Raw genomic sequence first — 26,093 nt, 5'->3', positions numbered from 1 at the left:
GCGAACACGTACAGGTTGGTTCTGCTTAATCTAAGGGATGCTCATGCTCGAGAGTTGGCACGTGGTTTTGCGGTATTGCACTCGGCTGCTTCTGGCCGGCGTTGCGGTCACTTACTCGGCATTGGCACCGGCTCTGGGGTTGGGTGACATCACCGTGCATTCGGCGTTGAACCAGCCGTTCAGCGCTGATATCGCGCTGGTGGACGCCGCGGGTCTGGCGGAAAACGATCTGTCGGTCAGCCTGGCCACGGCCGACGAGTTCAGCCGCGCGGGCGTCGAGCGTGTGTTCTTCCTCAATAGCCTGAAATTCTCACCGATCCTGCGCGGCAACCGCACGTTGATCCGGGTGACCTCCAGCAAACCGGTCAATGAACCGTTCCTGAATTTCCTGGTGCAGCTCAATCAGCCCAACGGGCGCTTGCTGCGCGAGTACACGGTGTTGATCGATCCGCCCGGTTCACCCGGGATTGTTCCGGCCACTGACGAACCGGCGGCCAAAGCCCCGACCTCCGGGTTCCCGAGCGTGGAACCGGCCAAAGCGCCGCCACCGGCCCCCAAGAGCAAGGCGCCTGCACCTGCCGCCGGCGCTGCTCCCCCGGCGGCTGCGCCTGCAAACGATGAGGTGGCCGAGCAACTGGCCGCCAGCGTCCTGCAAAACCAGCAGCTGCAAAAAACCATCGATGAGCTGAATGCCCGGCTCAAGACTCAGGATGAACAGATCGCTGACGAGAGAAAGCAGGTCAGCGACTTGCAGACCCGATTGTCCGAGGTCGCGCAGACGCCTGCCGTCCCGCCGGTCGCCGTCGCCGCCGCGCCTGTTGTGGTTGAAGAACCGGAAACCAGTGACTGGCTATTGATTGCCGGATTGCTGGCGCTCGTGCTGTTGGTGGTTCTGGGCCTGTTTGTGCGCCGTCAACGGCAGCAGGCGTTGACCGAACCGTTGTCGATTGCGCGCGATGAGCCCGTGCGTGAAGTTTCGCCACAGCCGATCAGCGTCGCAGCGGCCCCCGATCATCGCGAAGAAGCCCCCGCCGACGATGTACTCGAAGGGGTGGGTATTTACCTGGCTTACGGTCGATTCTCCGAAGCGGCCGGCCTGTTGCGTGAGGCGTTGGTCAAGGAACCGCAGCGTACCGACCTGGCGTTGCAATTATTGGAGATCTTGGGCAAACAGGGCGACGTGGCGGCGTACGATGCGCAGGAAAGCAGCCTGCGTGACGCCGGGATTGACTCGCAGCAGTTGGCGGACCTTCGCGCACGATTCCCCAAACTGACGAATGCCGCTCCGGTCGCAGTCATTGCGCCGGTCACTGCGACCGTCGCGGCGGAGGCCCCCGAAGCGCCACCCGCCGATGAGTTCCAGTTGAATCTGGATGACCTGTCGATGGACTCCAATTGGGATCTGGTCAGCCCCTTCGACGACTCGCCACCGCCGACGACCAAACCGCCGCTACCTGACGAACCGGCGTTCACGTCCAACCTGCACGTCATGCCCGATGTCTACGAAATGCCCGATGAACCGGCACTGGGCGAACCCGAGCTGGAATGGGACGCCGAACCCGAAGCACAAACGCTGGACGACGACTTTCTTGACGCGTTCAGCGAGCCCGGCCAGTCGCTGGAACTTGAACCGTTGCCCCAACCCGTGTCGGCTGGCGCTGGCAAACTGGAACAAGCCCAGACCTGCATCGATGACGGCGATCTGGATAGCGCCATCGAGTTGCTCAACGACTTGCTCAAAGAGGGCGACGAGCCGCTCAAGCAGACCGCGCGCAATCTGCTGGCCGGCATCCGCTAGCCCCGGCACTCCATCCCTAATGTGGGAGCGGGCTTGCTCGCGAAGGCGGCCTGCCATTCAACATCTACGTTGACTGACACACTGCTTTCGCGAGCAAGCCCGCTTGTATGTTTAGACTTGAAGGGGTGGGCGGGACTAAAACGTCTGCCCCAAATTCAAATACACCGCCTGTTCATCCGCATCATTAAGAATGCCGCCGATCTTCGGCCAGGGCGCATCGTGAATCTCGGGGCAAGCGACAAAGGCGGCTATTATAGCGGCGCCCCTCTGGCTCAGGAGTTTCAGCGATCATGACCATGCAAAAACCGGAAATCGTCATCACCTATTGCACGCAATGCCAGTGGCTGCTACGCGCCGCCTGGTTGGCCCAGGAACTGCTCAGCACCTTTGGCGATGACTTGGGCAAAGTGTCCCTGGTGCCGGGCACGGGAGGGGTCTTTCATATTTTTTGTAACGAGGTGCAAATCTGGGAGCGCAAGGCTGACGGTGGTTTCCCGGAAGCCAAGGTGCTCAAGCAGCGGGTCCGGGATCAGATCGACCCGGACCGCGACCTCGGCCACAACGACCGCACTCAGTGAGAGGCGGCTTCGGCGGCCACGGTTTTTTTGCTGTTGCCGGATAACCGACTGCTGACCACGATGGCGACGATGATCAACGCACCGCCGAGCAGCATGCGCAGGGTCGGGTTTTCATTGAACAGCAGCCAGGCCATGGTGATGCCGTAGACCGGTTCCAGGGCAAACACCACCGCTGCGGTCCGCGCCTTGATCACCGCCAGGCTGGCAACAAACAGGCTGTGGGCGACGCCGGTGCAGAACACGCCGAGCAGGCCGATCCACAACCAGTCGAGGGCGCGCACTTCGCTCAACTGTGGCGCGGCGACCGGCAGCAGGCACAGCGCGACCACTACGTTCTGGCACAGCGCGGCCTGCACCGCCGGGATGCGTGCGGAACTGGCGCGGTTGGTCAGGGACAGCAGGGCGAACAGCAACCCTGAGCCTACCGCCCAGAGCAGGCCGATGGTCGCGCCAGTGCCGAGGTCGAAGGCCGGCGTAACCAGCACCAGACCGACGCTGACCAGCACCACCAGCAGAATTTCATTGGCGCGGATTCTCTCGCGAAAGATCAGCCCTTCGAGGATCACGGTAAAGGCCGGGAAACTGGCAAACCCCAACGTCGCAATCGCCACGCCCGCGACTTTGACCGCAATGAAAAAACTCACCCAGTGCCCGGCCAGCAGCAAACCGCTGAGCAGCAAGCGGCGCCAGTCCACGGCTTCGAGTTTTTGCCAGCGGGTCTTGCTGGCGAACCGGGCAAAAAATGCCAGCGCCAGCACGGCGAATGCGGCACGGCCGAAAACAATGACGGCGGGGGAGGCGGCTGCTAGTTTGCCGAACACTCCGGTCAGGCCAAACATCAATGCGCCGATATGCAGGGCGCCAAGGGCGGTACGGGGAGTCATTGCAGTCCTTTATAAACGTAGTAGGTCGACGATATCGCCGTCCTGTAGCAGCTGCCGAGCAGCGCGAGGCAGCGTTCGGCGGCGAAGCCGTCGTCAAACCTGAGCATGCGGCCTTTCTAAACACCGCAGCGCCTGATTTCACGACTGCTTCGCAGCCGAACGCAGCCTCATGCCTCGGCAGCTGCTACAAGCCGAACGCAGGCTTCGCCAGCTGCTACATTTAATCGCGTTACGGCGGGTCAGGTCTGTCGGCAAACTATCGACTTTTGTCGCCAGCCTCGCGGCGCAATTGTCCGGGCGAAGCGCCAAACTCGCGCAACACCGCCGCCGCAAACGCACTTTGGGAGCTGTAACCGACCCGGCTGGCGATCTCGCCAATCGGCAGCGCCGAATCCCGCAACAAGTCCACGGCCATGTGCAGCCGCCGACTGCGAATGTAGTCCATCGGCGTCTGCCCGCATTCGGCCACGAACCGCGCATGCAGGCGAGCGCTGGAGAGGTCGGCGATGCGCGCCAGATCGGCCACTTGCAGCGGATAAGCCGCGTGTTGATCGATGTGCGCATTCAGCGCCGCATAGGGCAGGCGTCGTCCGCCGATGACGTCCGGTTTGATGTGGTTGAGGCTGGCCAATAACAGCACCGCGCCTTGCTGGGCAATCAGCGGATCGCTCACCGGACTGCCCGCCAGCCAACGGACCAATTGGCTTTGCCCGGCATCCAGCGGCAGGCGCCCGGCGTTGTCGAGCAAGCGGCGGCTGGCGTCGGCGTGCTCCCCCAGCGACTGCGAAACCCATTGATCGCCGGGCACATCCAGCACCAGGCAACGGCTGCCATTGGCGCTGCCGCAGGCGTGGTGCGCCCCGGACGGCACCACCACGAAACTCTGCTGCACCACCTGGCTGCCGTGGCCGTCGACCTCGAAATCCAGCGCGCCCGACAAGCCGAACACCAGTTGCGCGTGGTCGTGGCTGTGGACGATCAGGTCGGGGCTGTACTGGCGAAGCGTGAGGATCGGTCTCATCGCAGGTCTCCGGGGCAAGATGCGGCCAGTCTACACCGGCCGGACGCTGTCACAGGATTGACTCGTCACTGTCATGGGCAATTAACCCGACCGGCGCAAGCTTGTAAAAACATCCCAGAGGGTTGCCCATGACCAGCGCCGAGCTCGCCAAACCCAGCCGTAAACAACGTGTCCGCACCTTATGGATTTCCGACGTGCATTTGGGCACCCGGGATTGCCAGGCCGAGCACCTGTCGCAGTTTCTCAAGGGCTACCACGCTGACAAAGTCTACCTGGTGGGCGACATCATCGATGGCTGGAAGCTGCGCAGCGGCATGTATTGGCCCCAGGCCCACACCAACGTGATCCGCCGCCTGCTGACCATGAGCAAGCGCGGCACCGAAGTGATTTACGTCACCGGCAACCACGACGAATTCCTGCGTCGTTATTCGAAGCTGATCCTGGGCAACATTCAGTTGGTGGACGAGGCAGTGCACGTGACCGCCGATGGCCGGCATCTGCTGGTGATCCACGGCGACCAGTTCGACGTGATCACCCGTTATCACCGCTGGCTGGCCTTCCTCGGCGACTCGGCCTACGAATTCACCCTGACCCTCAACCGCTGGCTCAATCACTGGCGCGCTCGCTACGGCTACGGTTATTGGTCGCTCTCGGCGTACCTCAAGCACAAAGTGAAAACCGCAGTCAGCTTTATCAGCGACTTCGAAGAAGCCATCGCCCACGAATGCGTCAAACGCGAGTTGCATGGCGTGGTGTGCGGGCATATTCACCATGCCGAGATTCGCAAGGTGGGCGGGGTGGACTACCTCAATTGCGGGGACTGGGTGGAGTCATGCACGGCGTTGATCGAGCATTGGGATGGCTCGATCGAGTTGTATCGCCTGGCGGATGCCCAGGCGCGGGAGGCGGAGTTGAAAGCGGTGAAGGTTGCCGAACCGGCGTAACAAATTGATGGCCACCACAAATCCCCTGTGGGAGCGGGCTTGCTCGCGAAAGCGGTGTATCAGTCAACGTAGATGTTGAATGTGAAACCGCTTTCGCGAGCAAGCCCGCTCCCACATTGGGTTGTGGTGCGTCTTCAGGCCGGCGCGTGTTCTTCCATCGCCGCCTTGTAGATCGAATTCTTCGGCTGTGCAAACAGCCGTTCCATCATTGGCTCAAAGAAGCTCAATGGCAGTGTCTCATACGCCGGATCAAACGCCGCCGCATCGTATTTGGCACAAAATTCAATGGTCGCCTGGTACTGCGGATGCCCGCTGAATTGCTCGCGCAGATGCCGGTCCATGCCCAGGTGATGGAAGAAGTAGTAGCCCTGGAAAATCCCGTGTTTCTCCACGATCCACAAATTCTCGGCGTTGACGAATGGCTTGAGGATCGCTGCGGCGATGTCCGGGTGGTTGTAGGAGCCGAGGGTGTCGCCGATGTCGTGGAGCAGGGCGCAGACCACGTATTCCTCGTCGCGACCATCGCGAAAGGCGCGGGTGGCGGTTTGCAGGGAGTGGGTCAGGCGATCCACCGGGAAGCCGCCAAAATCACCCTCCAGCAACTTCAGGTGCGCCACAATCCGTGTCGGCAATTGTCGGGCGTAGGCACTGAAGTCGGCGGCGATGATCGCCCAGTCTTCCTGCGTGCCGTCCTGCATGTGGGTGAAGCGGGCATTGGCGTTCATCGGCGATCTTCTTGTTTTGCGAAGTGACGGATTGAGTGTAGAACCTCGATCCACGGGCGCACTGTCTGCATGGGACGCTTTGCTGGCCCGGGAAGCCTAGAACGGCACGCGGCCCAGAATCATGTCGCGGTACATGACGAAATCGCCGAGCAGGCTGTAGAACGGATGCTGGAAGGTGGCCGGACGATTCTTCTCAAAGAAGAAATGCCCGACCCAGGCGAAGCTGTAACCGGCCAGCGGCAGGGCGATCAGCAGCCACCACGCACCTTTGCCGATGGTCAGCGCCAGAATGAAAATAACCAGGGAGGTGCCGATAAAGTGCAATCGTCGGCAAGTACTGTTGCTGTGTTCGCTGAGGTAATACGGGTAAAACTCAGCGAAGCTGTTGAAACGCTTGGTATTTTCCACGACTGCGATCTCTGTGGTTATTGTTCTGATGGCAAGTTGTTCTGCGGGGAGCTTATTTGAGTCTAGAGTGATCATTGGCATCAGCCAGTGACAATGGGCGCCACTTTAGTATCCTTCGGTAATTGGCCGTAGCATGCGGCTCATCATGTAAGAAAACGCCATGAGCGAACGAACGACTTCTGCAAGCTGGGCGATGGGGATTGTCAAAGCACTGGAAATGGACGGCCTGGATTGCCGGGTTCTGTTCAAGCAGCTAGGGCTCGACTACGCGGCACTGGATGATCCGGATGCACGCTTCCCGCAAGATTCCATGACGCGGCTCTGGCAGCGCGCGGTCGAGCTGTCCGGTAACCCGGCGATCGGCCTGAACATGGGCAAAGTGGTGCGACCGGCATCCTTTCATGTCGCCGGTTACGCGCTCATGTCCAGCCGGACCCTGGCCGAAGGTTTCCAGCGGCTGGTGCGTTATCAGCGGATCATTGCCGAAAGTGCCGACCTGAGTTTTCGACTGTTGGAAGAAGGCTACGCGCTGATTCTGACGGTCCACGGCGACCACCTGCCGCCAACCCGGCAAAGCGCCGAAGCCTCACTGGCCTGCGCCTTGGCGCTGTGCGGTTGGCTGACCGGCCGCACCCTGCAACCACGCAAGGTGTTGGTGCAGGGCGATGAGCCCGTCGACCTCGAACCCTATAAACAAGCCTTCCACGCGCCGCTGGTGTTCAACGCGCCTTACGACGCGTTGATCTTCGAGCGCGCCGACATGGAGGCGCCGCTGCCGACGGCCAACGAGGCCATGGCGCTGCTGCATGACCGGTTTGCCGGCGAGTACCTGGCGCGGTTTTCCGAAAGTCGCGTGACCCACAAGGCCCGGCAAGTACTTTGCCGTTTGCTGCCCCAGGGCGAACCCAAGCGCGATACGGTGGCGCAGACGTTGCACCTGTCGCAACGCACCTTGCAGCGCCGCTTGCAGGAAGAAGGCACGAGTTTCCAGACCTTGCTCGATGACACCCGCCGTGAATTGGCCGAGCAATACCTGGCGCAGCCAACCATGACCCTGCTGGAAATTGCCTATCTATTGGGATTTGCTGATCCGAGCAACTTCTTTCGCGCGTTTCGCCGCTGGTTCGACGCCACGCCCGGCGAGTACCGGGCGCGGTTGATGGACGCGCCGAAACAGGTCAGTGACGCCAAAACGCCGGAATGCACAGAACGAACACCGTAATAATCTCCAGTCGGCCCAGCAGCATGCCGAACGAGAGAATCCACTTGGCGGCGTCCGGCAGGGTGGCGAAGTTGCCCGCCGGACCAATGGTTTCCCCCAGCCCCGGGCCGACGCCGGACACAGTGCTCGCCGCGCCGGTCAGCGCGGTCATCCAGTCCACGCCCAGCAGCGACAGCAGCAGCGCGATCACGCAGATAGTGATGGCGAAGAAGAACGAAAAGGTCAGGATCGAACGCACGATTTCTTCGTCGAGCCGGTGACCGTTGTACTTCTGCTTGATCACCGCTCGCGGGTGAATCAACTGGTTAAGGTTGGCCTTGAGCAGGATGTAGGCAACCTGGAAACGGAAAATCTTGATCCCGCCTGCCGTCGAGCCTGAACAGCCGCCGACAAAGCCCAGATAAAAGAACAGCATCAGTGAGAAATTGCCCCACAAGCTGTAGTCCCCGAGTGCGAACCCCGTCGTCGTGACCACCGAGGTCACGTTCAACGCCACGTGCCGCAGCGCTTCCAGCCAATGCAGGTTGGTGGTCCACCAGTACCAGGTGCCGAGCACCAGCCAGGTCACCAGCAACATGCCGAGCAAGCCCTGAACCTGTTGATCCTTGATCAGCGCTTTACGGTTGCCGCGCAACGTCGCCACGTACAGGGTGAACGGCAGGCTGCCGAGAATCATGATCACCACCGCGACCCAGTGCACCGCTGGCTGCGTCCACTTGGCCAAGGACTGGTCGGAAGTGGAGAAACCGCCGGTGGAAATCGCCGACATCGCGTGGTTGATCGCATCGAACAGGCTCATCCCGGCCCACCAGAACGCCAGGCTGCCGACGATGGTGATGCCGACGTAGGCCGCCACGATCAGGCGCGCCACCATGTGCGAGCGGGGCATGACCTTTTCGGATCGGTCCGACGATTCGGTCTGGAACAGCCGCATGCCACCGATGCGCAACAGCGGCAGGATCGCCACCGCCATGCCGATAAAGCCGATGCCGCCGATCCAGTGCAGCAACGAGCGCCACATCAGGATGCCGGGGGACATGTCGTCCAGGTGGTTGAGCACCGTGGAGCCGGTGGCGGTGATGCCGGACATGCTTTCGAAGAACGAGTCGGTGTAGCTGATGTGCTGGGTCAGCAGGAATGGCAGCGCGGCGAAGATGCACACCACCAGCCAACTGCTGACCGTCAACAGGTACATGTCCCGGGGACGCAGGTGCACGTGTTCGGGGCGTCCGGGAATGACCAGCGCCAGGCCAGCAACGAAGGTGATCATGCTGGCCCAGAGGAACGATGGCAGGTCGCTGGTGCGATCGAAAATCACCAGCGTGGCCATGGGCACGACCATGGCGATGGCCAGCGTGATCAGGAAGATGCCGATGATGAAACCAATAGTCCGTAAGGTCGGCAACGCCATGAGGTCCGCTCGGGCTGAAAGTGGGAAGGTCGCCATTCTACCTGCGAGGCCCGGCATGTAAACCAACAGCCCGGAGCGCTTGTGGCTAGAATAGCTGCACATTTTTCTCTGGAGGTGGCCGATGCAGGCTCTCGACGCTTTGCTCAACCGTGTTTCCGTTCCACGTCTGGTCGAACCGGCCCCTACCGCCGAGCAGCGGGAAGTGCTGTTTGGCGCTGCGCTGCGGGCGCCCGACCACGGTCATTTGCAGCCTTGGCGCTTCCTGACCGTTGAAGGCGCGGCGCGTGAGCAAATGGGCGAGTTGCTGGCTGAGGCGGCCAAGTTGCAGGACAGCGAAGCGCCCGAAGCGGTGCTGGACAAGGCCCGCAATGGTCCGCTGCGCGCGCCGTTGGTGGTTGTTGTAATTGCGCGGTTGCAGGATCACGTCAAATACCCGAAGTCCGAGCAACTGTTGGCGGCGGGGTGTGCGGCCCACGGGATTTTGCTGGCGGCGTATGCCCAGGGGATTGGCGCAGTGTGGCGTACCGGTGAGCTGGCGTATTCGGCGCATGTGGCCAAGGGGTTGGGCTTGGCGAACGGGGAGGAAGTGATTGCATTCCTTTATCTCGGCACACCGCAGAAAGAGCCACGGGTGGCAGAGAAGGTTGACCTGGCCGAATTCGTCAGCGCCTGGTCTGGTAAAGCTTAAAGATCAAGAGATCGCAGCCTCGTTGCACTCGACAGCTCCTACGGGCGTTCACATAACACCTGTAGGAGCTGTCGAGTGCAACGAGGCTGCGATCTTTTTGCATCACCCATTTTTACGGCTGGACCACAGCCCCAGGCACCAACGGTAATTCCAGACTGGCGATAAACCCGCCGTCCGGGTGATTGGCCAGCACCAGGCTGCCGCCGTGCCGTTCTGCGGCTCTGCGTGCAATGGCCAGCCCCAGGCCATGCCCGGCCGCTGTTTGCCCCGGCGCGCGGTAAAACGGCTCGCCCAGCAGGTTCAAGTGCTCGGCCTCGACTCCCGGCCCATGGTCGCGCACGCTCACCACCATCCGTTCACCCTGGCGTGAGGCCTGCATTTCAATCGGTTGACCCACCGGGTTAAAACGCTGGGCATTGCGCAGCAGGTTGTCCACGGCGCGCTCGATCATGGTCGGCCAGCCCTTGAGATTCAGCTGCGGCTCGGCTTCCAGACGCACGGTTTGTTCCGGGAAGCCCAGTTGCGCGTCCTTTTGCAGGGTGTGGAGCAAGGCGTTGAGATCGACGTCTTCAGCACTGGCGTTGTCCGCGTCCACCCGCGCCAGGACCAGGATTTCGCTGATCAGTGCTTCCAGTCGGTCGCATTCACGGGTCAGGCGCGGCCAGAGTTTTTCCCGTTCCTCTGGATTGGCGCGTTCGGCCAACGCCAGGGCAATGCGCAATCGGGCCAGCGGCGAGCGCAATTCATGGGATACGTCGCGCAGCAGTTGTCGCTGGCTGCCGATCAAGCTTTGCAGGCGCGCGCCCATGCGGTTGAAATCGTTGGCGAGCACGCCGAATTCATCGCGGCGGTTGGCCAGTTTCACCAGGCTGTTCTGCTGATAAGTGGTTTGCCCCAAGTCATGCACCGCGCCGCGCAAACGGCTGAGCGGGCGGGTGATCGAGAGCGTTACCAGCAGACTGAACAGGGTCAGCACCACCAGCGCAATCCCCAGCGCGCTCAACGGCCAGAGCAGGCTCTCGCGGTGCCAGGAATCCAGTTCCGGGTGCGGGATGCGGTAGATCAGCAGGTAGGTGTTGCCGGTTTTTTCGCTGGTGTATTCGGCGGTCAGGCGGCGCCACGGCAGGCGACGATCATCGTCGTTCTGCCGCGCTTCAAATGCGGCTGCCCGACGCGGGAAAGTGCCGCGCACCACCGGGTCGCCGCTCTCGTTGAGCACCTGAACGTCGATGTGATATTGGCGTTTGCGCTGTTCGAGGATGTCCTGGGCGGCGTCTTCGCCCTGGGCTTCGTAGGTTTGTGTCCACTCTTCGGCCAGGGTGTTGAGGCCCGGATGACGGCTGAGAATCCACGCATCCTGATTGAGCATGTGCCCCAGCAGGATGGATAGCCCTGCAACCAGAGCGATGGCCAGCCAGAAGCTGGCCAGAATACGCCAGAACAATGAGCGCACAGAAAGTCCTCAAACAAATACAAATCCCATGTGGGAGCGGGCTTGCTCGCGAAAGCGGTGTGTCAGTCAATGCATACTTTGCCTGACACACCGCTTTCGCGAGCAAGCCCGCTCCCACATTAGACTGAGTGAATCAGACCCGACGGTGTAGGCCGTCGGGTCCAGGGTTAACGCATTATTGCGCTTTTTGCGGCTGTTGCGCTTTCCAGGCCTTGAACTCAGCCCACTCGGCGCGGCGCTCGGCTTGTTTTTTCTGGATCTCGTCGAATTTCTTCTGTTGATCCGGTTTCAACACGGCGCGGACATCGGCCTGAGCTTTCTGATGCTTGGTGGCCATTTCGTCCTTCATGGCTTTCTGGTCGGCCGGGGAGAGTTTCTCCAGGTATTTCTCGACCAGTTGTTTGCGATCATGCATCTGCTCGCCCATGATTTTGCGGATCTGCTCACGCTGTTCGCGGCTCAGGTCCAGCTGGCTGTAGGGGCCGCCCTTACCGTGATGGTACATCTGACCGCCGTGGCGCGGGCCGTCCATCGGACCACCCATCGGGCCGGCACCTTCAGGCATGGCCATGGCAACGGTTGGCAGGGCGGCGGCGAACATCAGAGCGATAAGAGTCTTGCGCATGGTGAATCTCCTTGTCTCGTTCCCGGTACGTTCCGGATGAGTTCAGATTACGGAGATCAAGGTCAGCGGCGGTCAGCGGAGCGTAAAGCTTGGGTAAAGACGAACTTCGGCGTTCCTGACAAATCTGCCACTTTGCAGACGAAGCGAGCTCCGTAGCAGCTGTCGAGCACCGCGAGGCAGCGTTCGGCGGCGAAGCCGTCGTCAATCCTGCACGCGAGGTTTTACTGACGCACCGCGTTGCCTGGTTTTGCGACGGCTTCGCCGCCGAACGCTGCCTCGCGGTGCTCGACAGCTGCTACAGGGGGACCGTGTCAGAGGCTGTAGTAATAGCCGCGACTACGCAGCGCGACGATGCGCGGGCGGCCGTCGGGGTGCGGGCCGATCTTCTTGCGAAGGTTGCTGACGTGCATGTCCAGGCTGCGGTCGTACAGGGTCAGCTTGCGGCCGAGGGCGATCTGCGCCAGTTCCTGTTTATCCAGGGGTTCGCCGGGTTGCTTGATCAGGGCTTCGAGCAGGCGACTTTCAGAGACGGTGAGGGTGAATTCCTGTTCATCGATGCTGACCACGCCGCGCACCGGGCTGAAGCACAGGTCGCCGAGTTCGAGCTGGCTGGACACCGCAGCCGGATGACTGCGGCGCAATACCGCGCGCAGCCGGGCTGTCAGTTCTCGTGGGTCGCAGGGCTTGGCCAGGTAATCGTCGGCGCCGAGTTCCAGGCCGAGGATGCGATCCAGCGGTTCGCCGCGCGCCGAGAGCATCAGCACGGGCAGGTCCGGATGGTCGTTGCGCAGTTGCTTGAGCAATTCCAGGCCACTGCCGTCAGGCAGCATCACGTCCAGTACCACAGCGGCCGGGGAGGTTTCGGCCAGCGCACGGCGGGCACTCTGGCCATCGTGACAGGCACGGACCACAAAGCCTTCCTGGCTCAACCAACTGCTCAGGAGCTCACACAGCTCCTGGTCATCATCAATTAATAACAGCTCGCTCATGACTCACTCAATTTAGCCATTGCCGACGTTTTCGACTTGCTCCACTGGCAAAGATACCGCAGAGCAGGGCCAATAGCGCTACTCCGCCCCCGGTGACGAACCATTGCTGCTGATCGGTCAGCAGGCGCGACACCGGACCGTTAGCCTGGGCTTCCTTGAGTTGCAGCTTCAGACGCTGGTTCTCCTGGCGCAACCGGGCCAGTTGGGCGCTTTCGCGCTCAGCATCGGCACTTTGCAGTTGTTTGTTCAATTCTTCTCGTTGCTGCTCGCTGACCTTCAAGCGCTGCTGCAACTCGGCGATCTGGCTGCCGGCGCTCAAGGACAGTGGCGTGGAATTGCCGCCAGCGGCTTCTTCACCGTGCACGGGAGCCACGATCGACAACGTCACCAACATCAGACACAACGGACCCTTGCGCATCACGACTCCTGATTCCAATCAAGTTATTGGGCAAGTTGTCGGCAGGCAAACGAGAATAATGAGCGATTGAGAGCGCGATGAACCGACAAGGTTCATCGCGCGGGGAGATTTTAAGGCAGGACTTGCTTGAACGGCTTCACGGAAACGTTGGCGTAGACGCCTGCGGTGACAAATGGGTCAGCCTCGGCCCAGGCTTGTGCGGCAGCCAAAGATTCGAACTCGGCAACGATCAGGCTGCCGGTAAAACCAGCGGCGCCCGGATCGTTGCTGTCGACGGCAGGGTTGGGGCCGGCCAAAACGATGCGACCTTCACTCTTGAGCTGATTCAGGCGCTCAAGGTGCGCGGGCCGGTTGGCCAGGCGAGCTTCCAGGGAGTTGGCGACGTCTGTAGCAACGATGGCATAAAGCATGTCAGTCCTCGGTTTTTGGCGTGGTGGTATCGGCGTCATGCAGGTGGCGCGACAGGTAGATGCCCTGCGCGACCAGGAACAGCAGCGTCATGCCCAGGCTGCCGAAGACTTTGAAGTCGACCCAGTAGTTCTGGAACGTGAACGCGACAAACAGGTTGGCGGCGCCGCAGAACAGGAAAAACCCGACCCAGGCGATGTTCAGGCGGGTCCAGACCTGATCCGGCAGGGTCAGCGCGTGGCCCATGATGCGTTTGATCAGCAGTTGATCGCCGATGAAGTGGCTGCCGATGAACGCCAGGGCGAACAGCCAGTTGACCACCGGGGCTTTCCATTTCAGGAAGGTTTCGCTGTGGAACGCCAAGGTCAGGCTACCGAAGACCAGGCAGGCGATGAGGGTCAGCCATTGGCTCTTCTCCAGCTTGCGCTGCTTGATGAAGAGCGTGCCGTACACCACCAGGGAACTGATGATCAACATCGCGGTTGCGCTGTAAATACCGCCTACAGTGACCTCATGACCGGCAATGTCGATGACCCGTGGATCGATTTTGAAGACGATGAAAAACAGCAGAAGCGGGATGAAGTCGATGAATTGTTTCACAGTGGCAGCCAGAAGCAGGATGTGTCGGCATAATAACAAACATATTGGCGCGCGATAGCGCCAGCTGATTTGAGGTTACAAAGCCCTGTGAATGTTGATTTGCACTGCCATAGCACGGCCTCCGATGGCGCCCTGGCGCCTGCGGTACTGGTTGCGCGTGCGTTCGAGAAAGGCGTGCGAGTCCTGGCCTTGACCGATCACGACACCCTTGAAGGCCTCGACGAGGCCCGCAGCGCCGCGACGGCGTTGGGGATGCAACTGGTCAACGGCGTCGAATTGTCCTGCACCTGGGGCGGCGCGACCATTCATGTGTTGGGCTACGGTTTCGACGTCAACGCCGTACCGTTGGTCGAAGCGATCGCCAAATTGCACGATGGCCGCTGGCTACGGTCCGAAGAAATAAGCCGCAAACTGGCGCTCAAGGGTATGCCGGGCGCGATGGAAGGCGCCCGGGCGATGCAACAGGCACTGGGCGACAGCGGCAACGCACCGGCCCGTCCGCATTTTGCCGACTGGATGGTGCGCGAAGGTTTCGTCAAGGATCGCGCCGAAGCGTTCCGCAAATGGCTGGGCGCCGGCAAGCTGGGGGACGTCAAGCAACACTGGCCGACCCTGGAAGACACCGTCGCCACCCTGCGCGCCGCCGGTGCCTGGGTCAGCCTGGCGCATCCGTGGCACTACGATTTCACGCGCAGCAAGCGTCGGCGCCTGATTGCCGACTATATTCAAGCAGGGGGCCACGCTATCGAAGTGGTCAATGGCCATCAGCCCGCCGAACAGGTGGGCAGCCTGGCCATTCTTGCCCGGGAGTTCGGTCTGCTGGTCAGTGCCGGCAGTGATTTTCATGGCCCAGGAGGCTGGTCGGAAATCGGTGAATACCGCCCGGTTCCGGAGGATCTGCCACCGTTATGGTGTCGATTCAAACATGACCCAATTATTGCCGCCGTCTGAACAGGTAGAGAATGTGAGTCAATTTTTCCAGATTCATCCGGAAGACCCGCAAGCGCGCCTGATTAAACAGGCTGTCGAGATCATCCGCAAAGGCGGGGTGGTGATTTATCCCACAGACTCGTCCTACGCCATTGGTTGCCAGATCGGCGACAAGAACGCCGTGGAGCGCGTACGCCGCTTGCGCCAGCTCGACGACAAGCACAACTTCGCGCTGATTTGCAGTGACCTGTCCCAGTTGGGGCTGTTCGCCAAGATCGACACCGGCACTTTCCGCATCCTCAAGGCCCATTTACCTGGGCCTTATACGTTTATCCTCAATGCCACCCGCGAAGTGCCGCGCCTGTTGCTGCACGCCAAGAAGCGCACCATCGGCCTGCGGGTGCCAAGCCATCCCATCGCCCTGGCGCTGCTGGCTGAACTCGGTGAGCCGCTGATGAGCGTGACCCTGATCATGCCCGGCGACACCGATCCCTTGAGCGATCCCCACGAAATGCGTCAGTTGCTGGAACACCAGGTGGACCTGATCATCGACGGCGGTTTCGGTGGGATAAAGGCGTCCACGGTGATCAACCTGGCCGACGGCGAACCCGAAGTGATCCGCGTCGGTTGCGGTGACCCGACGCCGTTTATGGCCGAGGCGTAGATGTCTGCAGTAGAACCCGTCGACAGTCAGGCCGGAGCCCAGCAAGAGCTGCCCTTCGCCATGGTCTATGGCCAGGCGGTCATGGAAATGCCGCTGGACCTTTACATCCCGCCGGACGCCCTCGAAGTATTCCTCGAAGCCTTCGAAGGCCCGCTCGACCTGCTGCTGTACCTGATCCGCAAACAGAACATCAACATCCTCGACATCCCGGTGGCGGAAATCACCCGGCAATACATGGGCTATGTCGAGTTGATGCAGTCGGTGCGCCTGGAACTGGCCGCCGAGTATTTGGTGATGGCCGCGATGCTGGCCGAGATCAAGTCGCGGATGCTGCTGCCGCGCGCGGAAACCATCGAAGCGGAAGAAGACGATCCGCGCGCCGAACTGATCCGCCGCTTGCAGGAATACGAACGCTTCAAGGCTGCTGCCGAAGGCATCGATGGCTTGAGCCGGGTCGGTCGCGATGTGGTGGTGCCCAAGCTCGACGCCCCGGAAGCCCGGGCGCGCAAGCTGTTGCCGGACGTGAGCCTGGAAGAATTGCTGATGTCCATGGCCGAGGTCCTGCGCCGTGGCGACATGTTCGAAAGCCACCAGGTCAGCCGCGAGGCGTTGTCCACCCGCGAGCGCATGAGCGATGTGCTGGAACGGCTCAAGGGCGGCGGTTTCGTGCCTTTTGTCGAGCTGTTCACCGCTGAGGAAGGTCGGCTGGGTGTGGTGGTGACCTTCATGGCGATCCTCGAACTGGTCAAGGAATCCTTGGTCGAGCTGGTGCAGAATGAGGCGTTCGCGCCGATCCATGTGCGGGCCCGAGCCGAATAACGAGTTGAATCATGAACCTGACTGAACCCCGCGAGCTGGCGCCACTGCTTGAAGCCTTTCTGTTGGCCTCGGGAAAACCGCAATCCCTTGAACGCCTGTTCGAGCTCTTCGAAGAGGGCGAACGGCCGGAGCCGCCGGTCTTCAAGAAAGCCCTGACGATCCTGGCCAAGTCCTGCGACGGCCGCGCCTTTGAGTTGAAGGAAGTCGCCTCCGGCTATCGCTTACAGATTCGCGAGAAGTTTTCGCCGTGGGTCGGCCGCTTGTGGGAAGAGCGCCCGCAGCGTTATTCCCGGGCCATGCTCGAAACCATGGCGCTGATCGCCTATCGCCAACCGATCACCCGGGGCGAGATCGAAGACGTGCGGGGCGTGGCGGTCAACAGCCACATCGTCAAGACGCTGCTGGAGCGCGAGTGGATTCGCATCGTCGGGTATCGTGATGTGCCGGGCAAACCGGCGATGTTCGCCACCACCAAGGTGTTTCTTGATCACTTCAACCTGAAGAACCTCGACGATTTGCCGCCGCTGGCCGAACTGCGGGAAATGGAGCCCGACCCGGTGCTCGATTTCGACGACGCCCCGGTGCCGGCCGGGTTGCAGGAACTGGCCGACGCCAGCGCCGAACCGGAAGAACCCAAGGAAGAAACCAGTTTCCACACGCTGTTGCTGGAACTGGATGACATGGAGCAGGGGATCAAGACTGACTTTGATGACTTGTTGCGTGATGGGGCGGTGACGGAGACTGACGAGGTTTTGGAACAGCCGGAACCCGCGCCGGAGATTGAAGTTGAACTTCAGCCCGAGCCTGAAGCCACAATCGAAGAAGAACCGGAAGCAGAGCTGGAAGACGATGTGCTCGGTGTCGCCGAAGCGCGCGAAAAACTTCTGGCCGCCGTCGCCGCGCTTGAACAACCCAAGCCCGAACCCGAACTGAGCGACGAAGAAGCCGAAGCCCGCGCCCTGGCCGAAGCCATCGAAGCCGAACGCCGCGAATTCGACGACTGAGAGGCCGCTAAAAGATTGCAGCCTTCGGCAGCTCCTACGGATGTACTCATTCCCCCTGTAGGAGCTGCCGAAGGCTGCGATCTTTTGATATTGGAGGCATCAATGAGCTCAACCAAAGACCCCTGCATCAGCGTCTGCAAATTTACCGACGACATCTGCCTCGGCTGTGGCCGCAGCAAGCGTGAAATCAAGGCCTGGAAGAAACTCGACAAATCCGACAAGCGCACGGTGTTGGCCGAATCGGCCCTGCGCCTGATCAAACTCGGCGCCACCGGTCGGCGGAAACACAAGTAAGTCACCATTCATCAGCTAGTCTCTGATGCGCTAACGCTTGCATGAGCGTATGATTCGCGACCCTTCGGCGATCCCTTCGCCCAAGAACTCGTTTTACATCGCTTCAGGCCCTCACTTCAGAGCTGCCTGAACAGACCACACCGGGAGGTGCCCAGATGAGTATCAACGACCAGAAAGACGACGCCGAAATCGGCCCAGCAGGCGAAAAACTGCAGAAAGTCCTCGCCCGTATCGGCGTCGGCTCGCGCCGTGACGTGGAAGCCTGGATCAGCCACGGCCGCATCAAAGTCAATGGCAAAGACGCCACCCTCGGGCAGCGCGTCGACATGCACGACGCCATCACCATCGACGGCAAGGTGATCAAGCGCGAAGAAGCCGCCGAGTCGGTACGCCGCGTGATCATGTACAACAAGCCCGACGGCGAAATCTGCACCCGCCTCGACCCGGAAGGCCGTCCAACCGTTTTCGACAAGATGCCGAAACCAAAAGAAGGTCGCTGGATCAACATCGGTCGTCTGGACATCAACACCACCGGTCTGCTGATGTTCACCACCGACGGTGAACTGGCCAACCGCCTGATGCACCCGTCCTACGAGATGGACCGTGAATACGCGGTGCGTGTGCGTGGCGAAGTCGATGACGAGATGATCGAGCGCTTGAAAGCAGGCGTCGTCCTCGAAGACGGCCCGGCCAAGTTCACCGACATCAAGCAAGCCCCAGGTGGCGAAGGTTTCAACCACTGGTACCACTGCGTGGTGATGGAAGGTCGCAACCGCGAAGTCCGTCGTCTGTGGGAATCTCAGGGCCTGGTGGTCAGCCGTCTGAAACGCGTGCGTTTCGGTCCGGTGTTCCTCAACTCCGACCTGCCGATGGGTCGCTGGCGCGAAATGAGCCAGTACGAAGTCGACATTCTGAGTGCTGAAGTGGGCCTGACGCCGGTGGCCATGCCGCAGATGAACGCCAAGAGCAAAGACAAACTCGATCGCATGCAGCGTAAATCGTCGCGTCCGATGGGCAAGACCGAGCGCGTGCGTTCGTTGCGTCCAGCCATTGGTAACCAGACTGCTGCTACACCGCGTGACTCCCGTGAGCCGCAAATCGAAGGCGAGCGTCCAGCCCGCAAACCAGCAGCGCCACGCGCTGATGGCGAGCGCGGTCCACGCACGCCACGTCCGGCCAATGGCCGTACCGAACGCGGTGAAGGCCGTGGTGCTCCGTCGGGTGGTCGTAGCGATCGCGGTGCTCCTCGTGGTGAGGCTCGCGGTGATTCGAGTCGCGGTACGCCAGTGGCAGACCGTCCGGCCGACACCAAGCGTCCGGCCAAGCCAGTCGGGAAGAAACGCCCAGGCATCGTTCTGGTCGACAAGGACACGCCATCGGGCAAACGCCGTGGCGCGCCAGCCGGTTCGGGCCAGCGTCCGGGCTTTGGGCGTCGTAAGCCGGAGTAATCGGTAAGCGCCCCATAAAAAACGCCAACCTCAGGGTTGGCGTTTTTTTTTGGTCTGGTTTTAGTGACGGGATGAATGTTCAGTCCTCTTCGCGGGCAAGCCCGCTCCCACAGGTAACCGAGTTGTCTCGCAGAAATGCGATCAAATGTGGGAGCGGGCTTGCCCGCGAAGGCGCCAGTAGCAGCACCGCCATTTCAGCAGTTAAAACACAAACCGCCCATCAAACACCGGCTCATCATCCAGCGCCAACACGCCACCGGAGAAGATCAGGTCCAGGTGATGGCTGCCCTTGGCCCCGCCGCCCAATCCCAGGTGCAAGCCGCAATGGCGCTCCTCGAACCCGGCATTGCGTGCATACAGCTCCTTCACGCCTTCGTTGGTGCCAATGCCCAACTCTTCGATCCGCCGGTTCGACGGATTGGCATCCAGGTATTTATTGAAATCATGCTCCAGCCCCGGCACGTCCGTGGCGATTTTGCTGATGATCGAGTTCTCGATCCACAACTCCAGCGGCGACTCCAGCACCCCGTACTTGCGGGCAAACGGGATGGTGCTGAGAAACGTCCCCATGAACTTCACCCGGCCATTAATCTCTTCGCTGTGGGTCGCAATTTCACCGGGCGCCAGATCTAAGTTGCCGACACCGTTGATGTCAGTCCACTTCTTGATACTGCTCAGCGGCGTTTCAAACCACGAGCCATGGTCATCTTTGAAACTGAGTGTTGTCGCGTGGGACATGCGCTGGATCAAGTGGCTGTTCAACCCGGCAATGCGCTGCGGGGTGACACTGAAGGTATCGTAGAAATAATCGCCGTAATCCTTGAACAGCAGCGACTTCTTCCAGTTTTGCGCCATCACCCCTTGCAGCGCACGGACGAATTGCGGGCCGTCGGGGCGTGGGTTGGGCAGGGTGGAAGAGTCGTAGAAGAAAATGTACAGATCGTTGTCGGCAATCGCCTGAGCCAGCAGATCCTTGGGTTCGAGGTCCAGGCGCATGGCGCTGAAGCTGAACGATGAGCTGTTACCCGCCTGTTCGACGATGGCGCCGGTCAGCGCTTCGTAATCAGCGGTGTGGCCGAGCAAGACCTTCGCCGGGTTGATGCCGACAAGGGCCGGGTGTTGTTCGAGGTAGTAAAGGAAATGCGAGATGGCGCGTTGCTTATCCATGGTGTCCTCCCTGACAAACCGAGCAAATGTGGCAGGCACAACCGGCCGGATCGTGCCCGCCGGGATGGCTTACAGGGGCCACATCGCCGTGCCGAACGGAACAACCGCGTCGGCTTGCATCATTTCAACGGCGGCTTCATGGGTCGGCGCTTCAAACCAATCGTCCAGTTGCAGTTCAGTTTCCAAGTCTTTGTCCAGTTGCATAGTGAATCTCCTAGATGACTTTTGAGAAGAACAGCGAAGTTGTTTTCAATCTATGAATACAACTCCGACTTGCGGTCGATGCGGCTCGGCAAGTCGCTGAAAACCTAGTTCACAGGTTTTTAAAACGCAAAAAAATAATTAAATAAGATTTGTTTGAACTTTTTATTCTGTTTTTAGAGGCGGAATTAGTTATTAAAAAACAAAAAACTAACTCGACCTTTTCCTTAGGAAGCTTCCTAACGTCAATTTGCAGTCAGCTTGCCGCGAGATCTGATTTGTAAAGTTTTCGTTACGGGCCGTAACGGGAAGTTGACGAAATCCGTGACCAAACCCCGTGGGATGACCCCTTCACAAGGGCTGTAAGGAAATCCTTCCGCCAGTCCGTCTCTACGCCGTCTCGCAAGGCTCTGGCGCGCTTGTTTCAGCCACGTTTGAAGGGTGAGATGCGACCCATGCCTGCCGTGCAGGTGCATAACAAGAAGGAGGCGCAATGAACGCCGTGACTCATTTCCATCCCTCCCCGTGGGCCGATGTTTCCATCGCCTGCGTCGATGACCTGCAAAGGTCTGACTTCTTTTTTGCAGCCGCCCGGCACCCCCGAGGCGGACACAGGCAATCCCGGCAACCGACGCGCTGATCCAGTGGTGTCTGGCAGCAGGGGGTTAGCGGTGTACAATGCGCCGCGTTTTAACTGTGACCTCCTGCGTATCTGCGCAAATTTCAAGGCTACCCGTCTTGTTCACTCCGCCGCGCCACAAGCGTGTCGGGTTCGATTTCGTCACAGATAAAAACAAACAGGTGACGCATGACCGTTGTAAATACGCTGAACTCCTGGTGCTTGCGCTGGGGTTTGATCGGCGCTGCTTGAAATTGCAACCGAGCAGCAACGTCTACTGAACATCATCAAACCTTGCGTGAGACCCTTTTCATGAGTGGACAAAACTCGCATTCAGGCGAGCTGAAACGCGGCCTGAAAAATCGCCATATTCAACTGATCGCCCTCGGTGGCGCGATCGGAACCGGGCTGTTCCTCGGCTCGGCCGGCGTCCTGAAATCCGCCGGCCCGTCGATGATCCTCGGCTACGCCATCTGCGGCTTCATCGCTTTCATGATCATGCGCCAGCTCGGCGAAATGATCGTCGAAGAGCCGGTCGCCGGTTCCTTCAGCCACTTCGCCCATAAATACTGGGGCGGTTTCGCCGGTTTCCTGTCGGGCTGGAACTGCTGGATTCTGTACATTCTGGTGGGCATGTCGGAGTTGACCGCGGTCGGCAAGTACATCCACTACTGGGCGCCGGACATCCCGACCTGGGTCTCGGCCGCCGGTTTCTTTGTGCTGATCAACCTGATCAACCTGGCCAACGTCAAAGTCTTCGGCGAGGCCGAGTTCTGGTTCGCGATCATCAAGGTCGTGGCGATTGTCGGCATGATTGCGTTGGGCAGCTATTTGCTGGTCAGCGGCAATGGCGGACCGCAAGCCTCGGTAAGCAACCTGTGGTCCCACGGCGGCTTCTTCCCGAACGGGGTCAGCGGTCTGGTGATGGCCATGGCGATCATCATGTTCAGCTTCGGCGGTCTGGAAATGCTCGGTTTTACCGCAGCCGAAGCCGACAAGCCGAAAACCGTGATCCCGAAAGCCATCAACCAGGTGATCTACCGGATCCTGATTTTCTACATCGGCGCCCTGGTCATCCTGCTGTCGCTGACGCCATGGGACAGCCTGCTGGCGACGCTGAACGCGTCCGGCGATTCCTACAGCGGCAGCCCGTTCGTGCAGGTGTTCTCGATGCTCGGCAGCAACACCGCCGCGCACATCCTCAACTTCGTGGTCCTGACCGCCGCGTTGTCGGTGTACAACAGCGGCACCTACTGCAACAGCCGCATGCTGCTGGGCATGGCCGAGCAGGGCGATGCGCCGAAGGCCCTGGCGAAAATCGACAAGCGCGGTGTGCCGGTGCGCTCGATTCTCGCCTCGGCGGCGGTGACGCTGATTGCCGTGCTGCTGAACTACCTGATCCCGCAAAATGCGCTGGAGTTGTTGATGTCGCTGGTCGTGGCGACCCTGGTGATCAACTGGGCGATGATCAGCTTCTCGCACTTCAAATTCCGTCAGCACATGAACAAAACCAACCAGACGCCGCTGTTCAAGGCCCTGTGGTACCCGTACGGGAACTACATCTGCCTGGCGTTCGTGGCATTCATCCTGTGCGTGATGCTGCTGATTCCGGGCATCCAGATCTCGGTGTACGCGATCCCGGTGTGGGTTGCGTTCATGTGGATCTGCTACGGCATCAAGAACAAACGCAGCGCGCAACACGCGTTGCAGGCTGCGAGTTCAAGCGCGAAATAAGCGCAGAGCGCAGTAACAACAAACCCGGCCATGTGCCGGGTTTGTTGTTTTCAGGGTTCACACAGCCCCTATAGGTGCATGGCTTGCCCGCGAAGAGGCCGGTACATTCAGCATTGATGTTGACTGACCCACCGCTTTCGCGAGCAAGCTCGCACACATTGGGCGTGTGCCGAGCCTGACCTTTGCGAACACCACCGATCCCCTGTGGGAGCGTGGCTTGCCCGCGAAGAGGCCAGCACATTCAACATTGATGTTTCTGACCCACCGCCTTCGCGAGCAGGCTCGCTCCCACATTGGGCGTGTGCCGAGCCTGACCTTTGCGAACACCACCGATCCCCTGTGGGAGCGTGGCTTGCCCGCGAAGAGGCCGGTACATTCAGCATTGATATTGACTGACCCACCGCTTTCGCGAGCAGGCTCGCTCCCACATTTTGATCTGCTGGGTCAGTGATTACTTTTCATCCAGAAAACTCTGCACTGACGCATTGAAAAACGCCGGGTCCTGGATAAACGCGAAATGGCTGACATTCGGCAGGATCAACAGGCCGGCGCCGGGAATGGCCGAGGCCATGTATTCGGTGTGCTCGCGCTTGATCGCCTCATCATGGTCGCCGTCAACGATCAACACCGGGCTTTTGATTTTCGCCAGGTCTTCGGTGGTCCAGTTGGGCTGGCTCGCCCACATATGGCTGATTTGCTCGACGAACGCATCGTATTCCTTGGGCGTGGGCGACAGCTTCGCGTATTCCTTGCCAGCGCGTTCGATGTAGGCGGCGAAGGTCGGGTTCTTCTCGACGCCTTCCTTGACCCCCGACGTCTGAGTATTGGCGGCGAAGGCAAACACTTTGCCGACACGTTGCGGATAGCGCATGGCCAGATCCAGCCCGAGAATCGCGCCGTCACTCCAGCCCACGAAGTCGGCGCGTTCGATCTTCAGCTTGTCGAGCACCGCAATGACGTCGTCCGCCATCAGGTCATACCCGAAAGGTCGCGCATCTCGCGAGCTGCGACCATGGCCACGGCTGTCGAGGGTGATGACGGTGTGCTTCGCCGAAAGCGCCTTGACCTGATTACCCCAGTAATCGGAGTTGGCCAGACCGCCGTGAAGCAGCACGACGGGGGAGCCGTGACCGGTGATCGAGTAATAGAGCTTGATGCCGTTGACGTCGGCACGACCGGTTTTGGCGCTGGTGATCGGGGCAGGGGTGGCCGGCAGTGTTTCCCAGCGTTCGGCGGCGTGAGCAATGTTGAATGACAACAGGACACAGAAAGCAGCAAGCAAGCGACGGGGCATAGGTGGCTCCATTCAAAAGGCCTGATCGGCGGGATCCGGATGCGTTAGCGTAGAAGCCTACCAATCAGAAGGCCAGGCGTAGCTATATAAAGATATATTGCGGATCGCTTCTGAAGTCTGGTTCCTACATGCGGAGTTGCCACGTACTACAGTGGTTTCGGAAAATTGCAAAAACAGAATGAAGCTTGTTAATTCGGAAGTGGACTACAACCTACAGGGTCTTTTTTATCTTAGTCTGACGTCCCGAAAACATTAACGAGCGGCGTATATGGCCAGTAACAGCTACATGACGATTACCGGTAAACGTCAAGGTTTTATCTCTGCCGGTTGCTCAGGAAATAGCTCTATTGGGAACAAATGCCAGTTTGATCACGAAGACGAGATCATGGTGTTGGCGTTCTCGCACGATATGACGACTGGTAATGAAGGCAACATGGCCGGTGATCGTGGTAAACACATGCCGATCGTGATCACCAAAGCGATTGATAAAGCATCACCCTTGCTGGCGAGTGCGTTGCATGAGCGTGAGGAGGTCGAATGTACGATCAATTTCTACCGCACCGCCTCGGCTGGAGGACAAGAGCGATATTACTCAATACACCTCACCGGTGCGCGTATTGCACACATCAGTCAACAAGTTCCCCACGCTATTCGTATGAATGATGCAGAGCCGCAAGAACAAGTGGCTATTCGGTATAGAGAGATTGCCTGGGCCCATGTAACCGCAGCGACAAGCGCTTATAGTTCATGGAGGGACGAGGGTGAGTGAGGACGTCTGTGATATTCATGATGTAACGAGAGCAGCTTCTGATCTGGTCGCTATTGGATGCAATATTGGTATGACGCATTTTCCTGACGGTTTTATGCGGCTTCGGCTTGGTTCTATTATTTCCTCCTATGCCAATGAAGTTATCCAGGCGGTCGATGAAGGGCTGATCAGTGCTTGGGAAGGGGTCCAGGAAATCAGGGCTGAGTATGAAGCGTTGTCTTCGAAAGCGCGGTTTTATACTCAAAATGGAATCGGCGTCTTAGCGGGACTAATGCAAATTGAACTGGGGGTGGCGATAACAGGTGCTTCGCGTGGGGTTGCTGTCGTGCCGGGAGCCTTTCTAATCGGTCACGGGGTTAATAACGTCGCCGAAGGAGTGGGGAATATTTACAATGGCCCGGGCGTGCCAGGCACCCTGGGGCCCATTAGAGGTGGGTATCAGGCGCTGTTCAGGGATAGTTATAAAGGGAATGTGGCGTACTATTCTACCGACTTGATTTTGTCTGGGTATGGCATGTTCAGGCTTGTACGCAAGCCCGACTCTGCGCAACTTTTTAGATTCGATCCCCGTAGCAATGAAAGGGCTTACAAGCAAGCTGGTGCTCTAGCTCTTGTGTTTGAGGCGTTAGTTGACTTTTTAACTATAAATGCTATTGCTGAGGAGGGTACGTCTGTGCGGAGAGGAAACTGAAGGTCGATCATGTGAGAAGTATTATGCTGAGTTTCTTAGTCTTGGGATGTAAAAGCGCAAGCCAAATAATGCAATAGGAATATACGTTGCAATATAGGCTATGTTTAGCGCGCGTCCCTCTAGTGGAATAATTTCTGTGATGACCCAGACCACCGCACCCATAATGGGGATTGAGCAACCTAGAACTAGGCAGGTAACTGATAGGAGGTATCGAATATTTTCTAATGTCATTGATGTCGCGCTCCGTGGGTTTTTAATCTGATCTTGTTGGGTAGATTGATTCGGTT

At 59.6% G+C, this 26,093-nt stretch carries 28 protein-coding genes and 1 pseudogene; 14 read left to right on the top strand and 15 right to left on the bottom strand.

Annotation, left to right across the window (positions count from 1 at the left end; genetic code table 11):
* Nucleotides 1-43: 43 nt before the first annotated feature.
* On the top strand, nucleotides 44-1,798 hold the full coding sequence (locus HB680_RS03415; protein ID WP_213937157.1) for a FimV/HubP family polar landmark protein: 1,755 nt from the start codon (nucleotides 44-46) through the stop codon (nucleotides 1,796-1,798).
* Nucleotides 1,799-2,088: 290 nt separating this feature from the next.
* A complete protein-coding gene (locus HB680_RS03410) occupies nucleotides 2,089-2,376 on the top strand; it encodes a SelT/SelW/SelH family protein (RefSeq protein ID WP_054049193.1) in 288 nt (95 codons plus the stop codon).
* Here HB680_RS03410 and HB680_RS03405 read toward each other — a convergent pair.
* Together HB680_RS03405 and HB680_RS03400 are read right to left on the bottom strand one after the other, a co-directional pair.
* Nucleotides 2,370-3,260, bottom strand: a complete 891-nt coding sequence (locus HB680_RS03405; RefSeq protein ID WP_213937156.1) for a DMT family transporter — start codon at nucleotides 3,258-3,260, stop codon at nucleotides 2,370-2,372. The genes HB680_RS03410 and HB680_RS03405 overlap by 7 nt on opposite strands.
* A gap of 256 nt (nucleotides 3,261-3,516) precedes the next feature.
* On the bottom strand, nucleotides 3,517-4,281 hold the full coding sequence (locus HB680_RS03400; RefSeq protein WP_213937154.1) for an AraC family transcriptional regulator: 765 nt from the start codon (nucleotides 4,279-4,281) through the stop codon (nucleotides 3,517-3,519).
* Between the two features lie 128 nt (nucleotides 4,282-4,409).
* On the opposite strand from HB680_RS03400, the gene HB680_RS03395 reads away from it, so the two are divergent.
* On the top strand, nucleotides 4,410-5,225 hold the full coding sequence (locus HB680_RS03395) for a UDP-2,3-diacylglucosamine diphosphatase (RefSeq protein ID WP_095051704.1): 816 nt from the start codon (nucleotides 4,410-4,412) through the stop codon (nucleotides 5,223-5,225).
* Between the two features lie 25 nt (nucleotides 5,226-5,250).
* Here the strand turns inward: HB680_RS03395 and HB680_RS33065 are convergent.
* From HB680_RS33065 to HB680_RS03385, 3 genes and pseudogenes are all read right to left on the bottom strand, one after another.
* Nucleotides 5,251-5,340, bottom strand: a pseudogene (locus HB680_RS33065) (DUF4381 domain-containing protein); the annotation flags it as partial.
* Between the two features lie 19 nt (nucleotides 5,341-5,359).
* Nucleotides 5,360-5,950, bottom strand: a complete 591-nt coding sequence (locus HB680_RS03390) for an HD domain-containing protein (RefSeq protein WP_213937152.1) — start codon at nucleotides 5,948-5,950, stop codon at nucleotides 5,360-5,362.
* Nucleotides 5,951-6,046: 96 nt separating this feature from the next.
* The gene (locus HB680_RS03385) at nucleotides 6,047-6,358 is read right to left on the bottom strand and encodes an Mpo1-like protein (RefSeq protein WP_213937151.1); all 312 of its coding nucleotides are present in this window, start codon (nucleotides 6,356-6,358) and stop codon (nucleotides 6,047-6,049) included.
* 160 nt (nucleotides 6,359-6,518) lie between these two features.
* Between HB680_RS03385 and HB680_RS03380 the strand changes: the two genes are divergently transcribed.
* On the top strand, nucleotides 6,519-7,580 hold the full coding sequence (locus HB680_RS03380; protein ID WP_213937145.1) for an AraC family transcriptional regulator: 1,062 nt from the start codon (nucleotides 6,519-6,521) through the stop codon (nucleotides 7,578-7,580).
* On the opposite strand, the gene HB680_RS03375 is transcribed toward HB680_RS03380, so the two are convergent.
* A complete protein-coding gene (locus HB680_RS03375) occupies nucleotides 7,537-8,991 on the bottom strand; it encodes a TrkH family potassium uptake protein (RefSeq protein ID WP_213937144.1) in 1,455 nt (484 codons plus the stop codon). The genes HB680_RS03380 and HB680_RS03375 overlap by 44 nt on opposite strands.
* 121 nt (nucleotides 8,992-9,112) lie before the next feature.
* Here HB680_RS03375 and HB680_RS03370 point away from each other — a divergent pair, with 121 nt between their 5' ends.
* Nucleotides 9,113-9,679: a nitroreductase family protein gene (locus HB680_RS03370; RefSeq protein ID WP_213937142.1), complete on the top strand. Its 567-nt coding sequence runs from the start codon at nucleotides 9,113-9,115 to the stop codon at nucleotides 9,677-9,679.
* A 112-nt stretch (nucleotides 9,680-9,791) separates the two neighbouring features.
* On the opposite strand, the gene HB680_RS03365 is transcribed toward HB680_RS03370, so the two are convergent.
* The 6 genes from HB680_RS03365 to HB680_RS03340 form a co-directional block, all read right to left on the bottom strand.
* The gene (locus HB680_RS03365; RefSeq protein ID WP_213937140.1) at nucleotides 9,792-11,132 is read right to left on the bottom strand and encodes an ATP-binding protein; all 1,341 of its coding nucleotides are present in this window, start codon (nucleotides 11,130-11,132) and stop codon (nucleotides 9,792-9,794) included.
* Nucleotides 11,133-11,307: 175 nt separating this feature from the next.
* Nucleotides 11,308-11,757: a Spy/CpxP family protein refolding chaperone gene (locus HB680_RS03360; protein ID WP_123509089.1), complete on the bottom strand. Its 450-nt coding sequence runs from the start codon at nucleotides 11,755-11,757 to the stop codon at nucleotides 11,308-11,310.
* A 311-nt stretch (nucleotides 11,758-12,068) separates the two neighbouring features.
* A complete protein-coding gene (locus HB680_RS03355) occupies nucleotides 12,069-12,746 on the bottom strand; it encodes a response regulator transcription factor (RefSeq protein ID WP_123598925.1) in 678 nt (225 codons plus the stop codon).
* Between the two features lie 7 nt (nucleotides 12,747-12,753).
* Nucleotides 12,754-13,164, bottom strand: a complete 411-nt coding sequence (locus HB680_RS03350) for a translation initiation factor 2 (RefSeq protein WP_213937139.1) — start codon at nucleotides 13,162-13,164, stop codon at nucleotides 12,754-12,756.
* A gap of 110 nt (nucleotides 13,165-13,274) precedes the next feature.
* On the bottom strand, nucleotides 13,275-13,574 hold the full coding sequence (locus tag HB680_RS03345) for a YciI family protein (RefSeq protein ID WP_213937137.1): 300 nt from the start codon (nucleotides 13,572-13,574) through the stop codon (nucleotides 13,275-13,277).
* Nucleotide 13,575: 1 nt separating this feature from the next.
* Nucleotides 13,576-14,172 carry a septation protein A gene (locus HB680_RS03340; RefSeq protein ID WP_213937135.1) on the bottom strand — a complete coding sequence of 199 codons (597 nt, stop codon included), beginning with the start codon at nucleotides 14,170-14,172 and terminating at the stop codon, nucleotides 13,576-13,578.
* Nucleotides 14,173-14,259: 87 nt separating this feature from the next.
* Here HB680_RS03340 and HB680_RS03335 point away from each other — a divergent pair, with 87 nt between their 5' ends.
* The 6 genes from HB680_RS03335 (at nucleotide 14,260) to rluB (ending at nucleotide 19,331) form a co-directional block, all read left to right on the top strand.
* Complete coding sequence (locus HB680_RS03335; RefSeq protein ID WP_213937132.1) at nucleotides 14,260-15,123, top strand: PHP domain-containing protein; 864 nt, start codon at nucleotides 14,260-14,262, stop codon at nucleotides 15,121-15,123.
* A gap of 13 nt (nucleotides 15,124-15,136) precedes the next feature.
* Complete coding sequence (locus tag HB680_RS03330; protein ID WP_213937130.1) at nucleotides 15,137-15,766, top strand: L-threonylcarbamoyladenylate synthase; 630 nt, start codon at nucleotides 15,137-15,139, stop codon at nucleotides 15,764-15,766.
* A 60-nt stretch (nucleotides 15,767-15,826) separates the two neighbouring features.
* Nucleotides 15,827-16,585, top strand: coding sequence for a ScpA family protein (locus HB680_RS03325; RefSeq protein WP_177331463.1), 759 nt, complete (start codon nucleotides 15,827-15,829; stop codon nucleotides 16,583-16,585).
* A gap of 11 nt (nucleotides 16,586-16,596) precedes the next feature.
* Nucleotides 16,597-17,589, top strand: a complete 993-nt coding sequence (gene scpB, locus HB680_RS03320; RefSeq protein WP_213937129.1) for an SMC-Scp complex subunit ScpB — start codon at nucleotides 16,597-16,599, stop codon at nucleotides 17,587-17,589.
* Nucleotides 17,590-17,691: 102 nt separating this feature from the next.
* The gene (locus HB680_RS03315) at nucleotides 17,692-17,883 is read left to right on the top strand and encodes a DUF1289 domain-containing protein (RefSeq protein WP_213937127.1); all 192 of its coding nucleotides are present in this window, start codon (nucleotides 17,692-17,694) and stop codon (nucleotides 17,881-17,883) included.
* Between the two features lie 155 nt (nucleotides 17,884-18,038).
* Nucleotides 18,039-19,331 (top strand): 23S rRNA pseudouridine(2605) synthase RluB, encoded by a 1,293-nt coding sequence (gene rluB, locus HB680_RS03310; protein ID WP_213937126.1) that lies wholly within the window; start codon nucleotides 18,039-18,041, stop codon nucleotides 19,329-19,331.
* Nucleotides 19,332-19,532: 201 nt separating this feature from the next.
* Here rluB and HB680_RS03305 read toward each other — a convergent pair whose 3' ends face one another.
* Nucleotides 19,533-20,498 carry a leucyl aminopeptidase gene (locus HB680_RS03305; RefSeq protein WP_213937125.1) on the bottom strand — a complete coding sequence of 322 codons (966 nt, stop codon included), beginning with the start codon at nucleotides 20,496-20,498 and terminating at the stop codon, nucleotides 19,533-19,535.
* Between the two features lie 69 nt (nucleotides 20,499-20,567).
* A complete protein-coding gene (locus tag HB680_RS32625; RefSeq protein WP_054049237.1) occupies nucleotides 20,568-20,702 on the bottom strand; it encodes a hypothetical protein in 135 nt (44 codons plus the stop codon).
* Nucleotides 20,703-21,630: 928 nt separating this feature from the next.
* Here HB680_RS32625 and HB680_RS03300 point away from each other — a divergent pair.
* A complete protein-coding gene (locus tag HB680_RS03300; protein ID WP_213937124.1) occupies nucleotides 21,631-23,052 on the top strand; it encodes an amino acid permease in 1,422 nt (473 codons plus the stop codon).
* Nucleotides 23,053-23,503: 451 nt separating this feature from the next.
* Here the strand turns inward: HB680_RS03300 and HB680_RS03295 are convergent, their stop codons facing one another.
* Nucleotides 23,504-24,346: an alpha/beta hydrolase gene (locus HB680_RS03295; RefSeq protein ID WP_213937123.1), complete on the bottom strand. Its 843-nt coding sequence runs from the start codon at nucleotides 24,344-24,346 to the stop codon at nucleotides 23,504-23,506.
* A 268-nt stretch (nucleotides 24,347-24,614) separates the two neighbouring features.
* Here HB680_RS03295 and HB680_RS03290 point away from each other — a divergent pair, with 268 nt between their 5' ends.
* Together HB680_RS03290 and HB680_RS03285 are read left to right on the top strand one after the other, a co-directional pair.
* A complete protein-coding gene (locus tag HB680_RS03290) occupies nucleotides 24,615-25,115 on the top strand; it encodes an Hcp family type VI secretion system effector (RefSeq protein WP_213937122.1) in 501 nt (166 codons plus the stop codon).
* Nucleotides 25,108-25,806: a DUF4225 domain-containing protein gene (locus HB680_RS03285; RefSeq protein WP_346657339.1), complete on the top strand. Its 699-nt coding sequence runs from the start codon at nucleotides 25,108-25,110 to the stop codon at nucleotides 25,804-25,806. The genes HB680_RS03290 and HB680_RS03285 overlap by 8 nt, the downstream gene beginning before the upstream one ends.
* Nucleotides 25,807-26,093 lie beyond the last annotated feature (287 nt).

The organism is Pseudomonas sp. dw_612 (assembly GCF_018449725.1).
Classification (GTDB): Bacteria; Pseudomonadota; Gammaproteobacteria; order Pseudomonadales; family Pseudomonadaceae; genus Aquipseudomonas.
The sequence above is the reverse complement of the archived record's forward strand: the minus strand, read 5'-3'. Positions and strand labels throughout refer to the sequence as shown.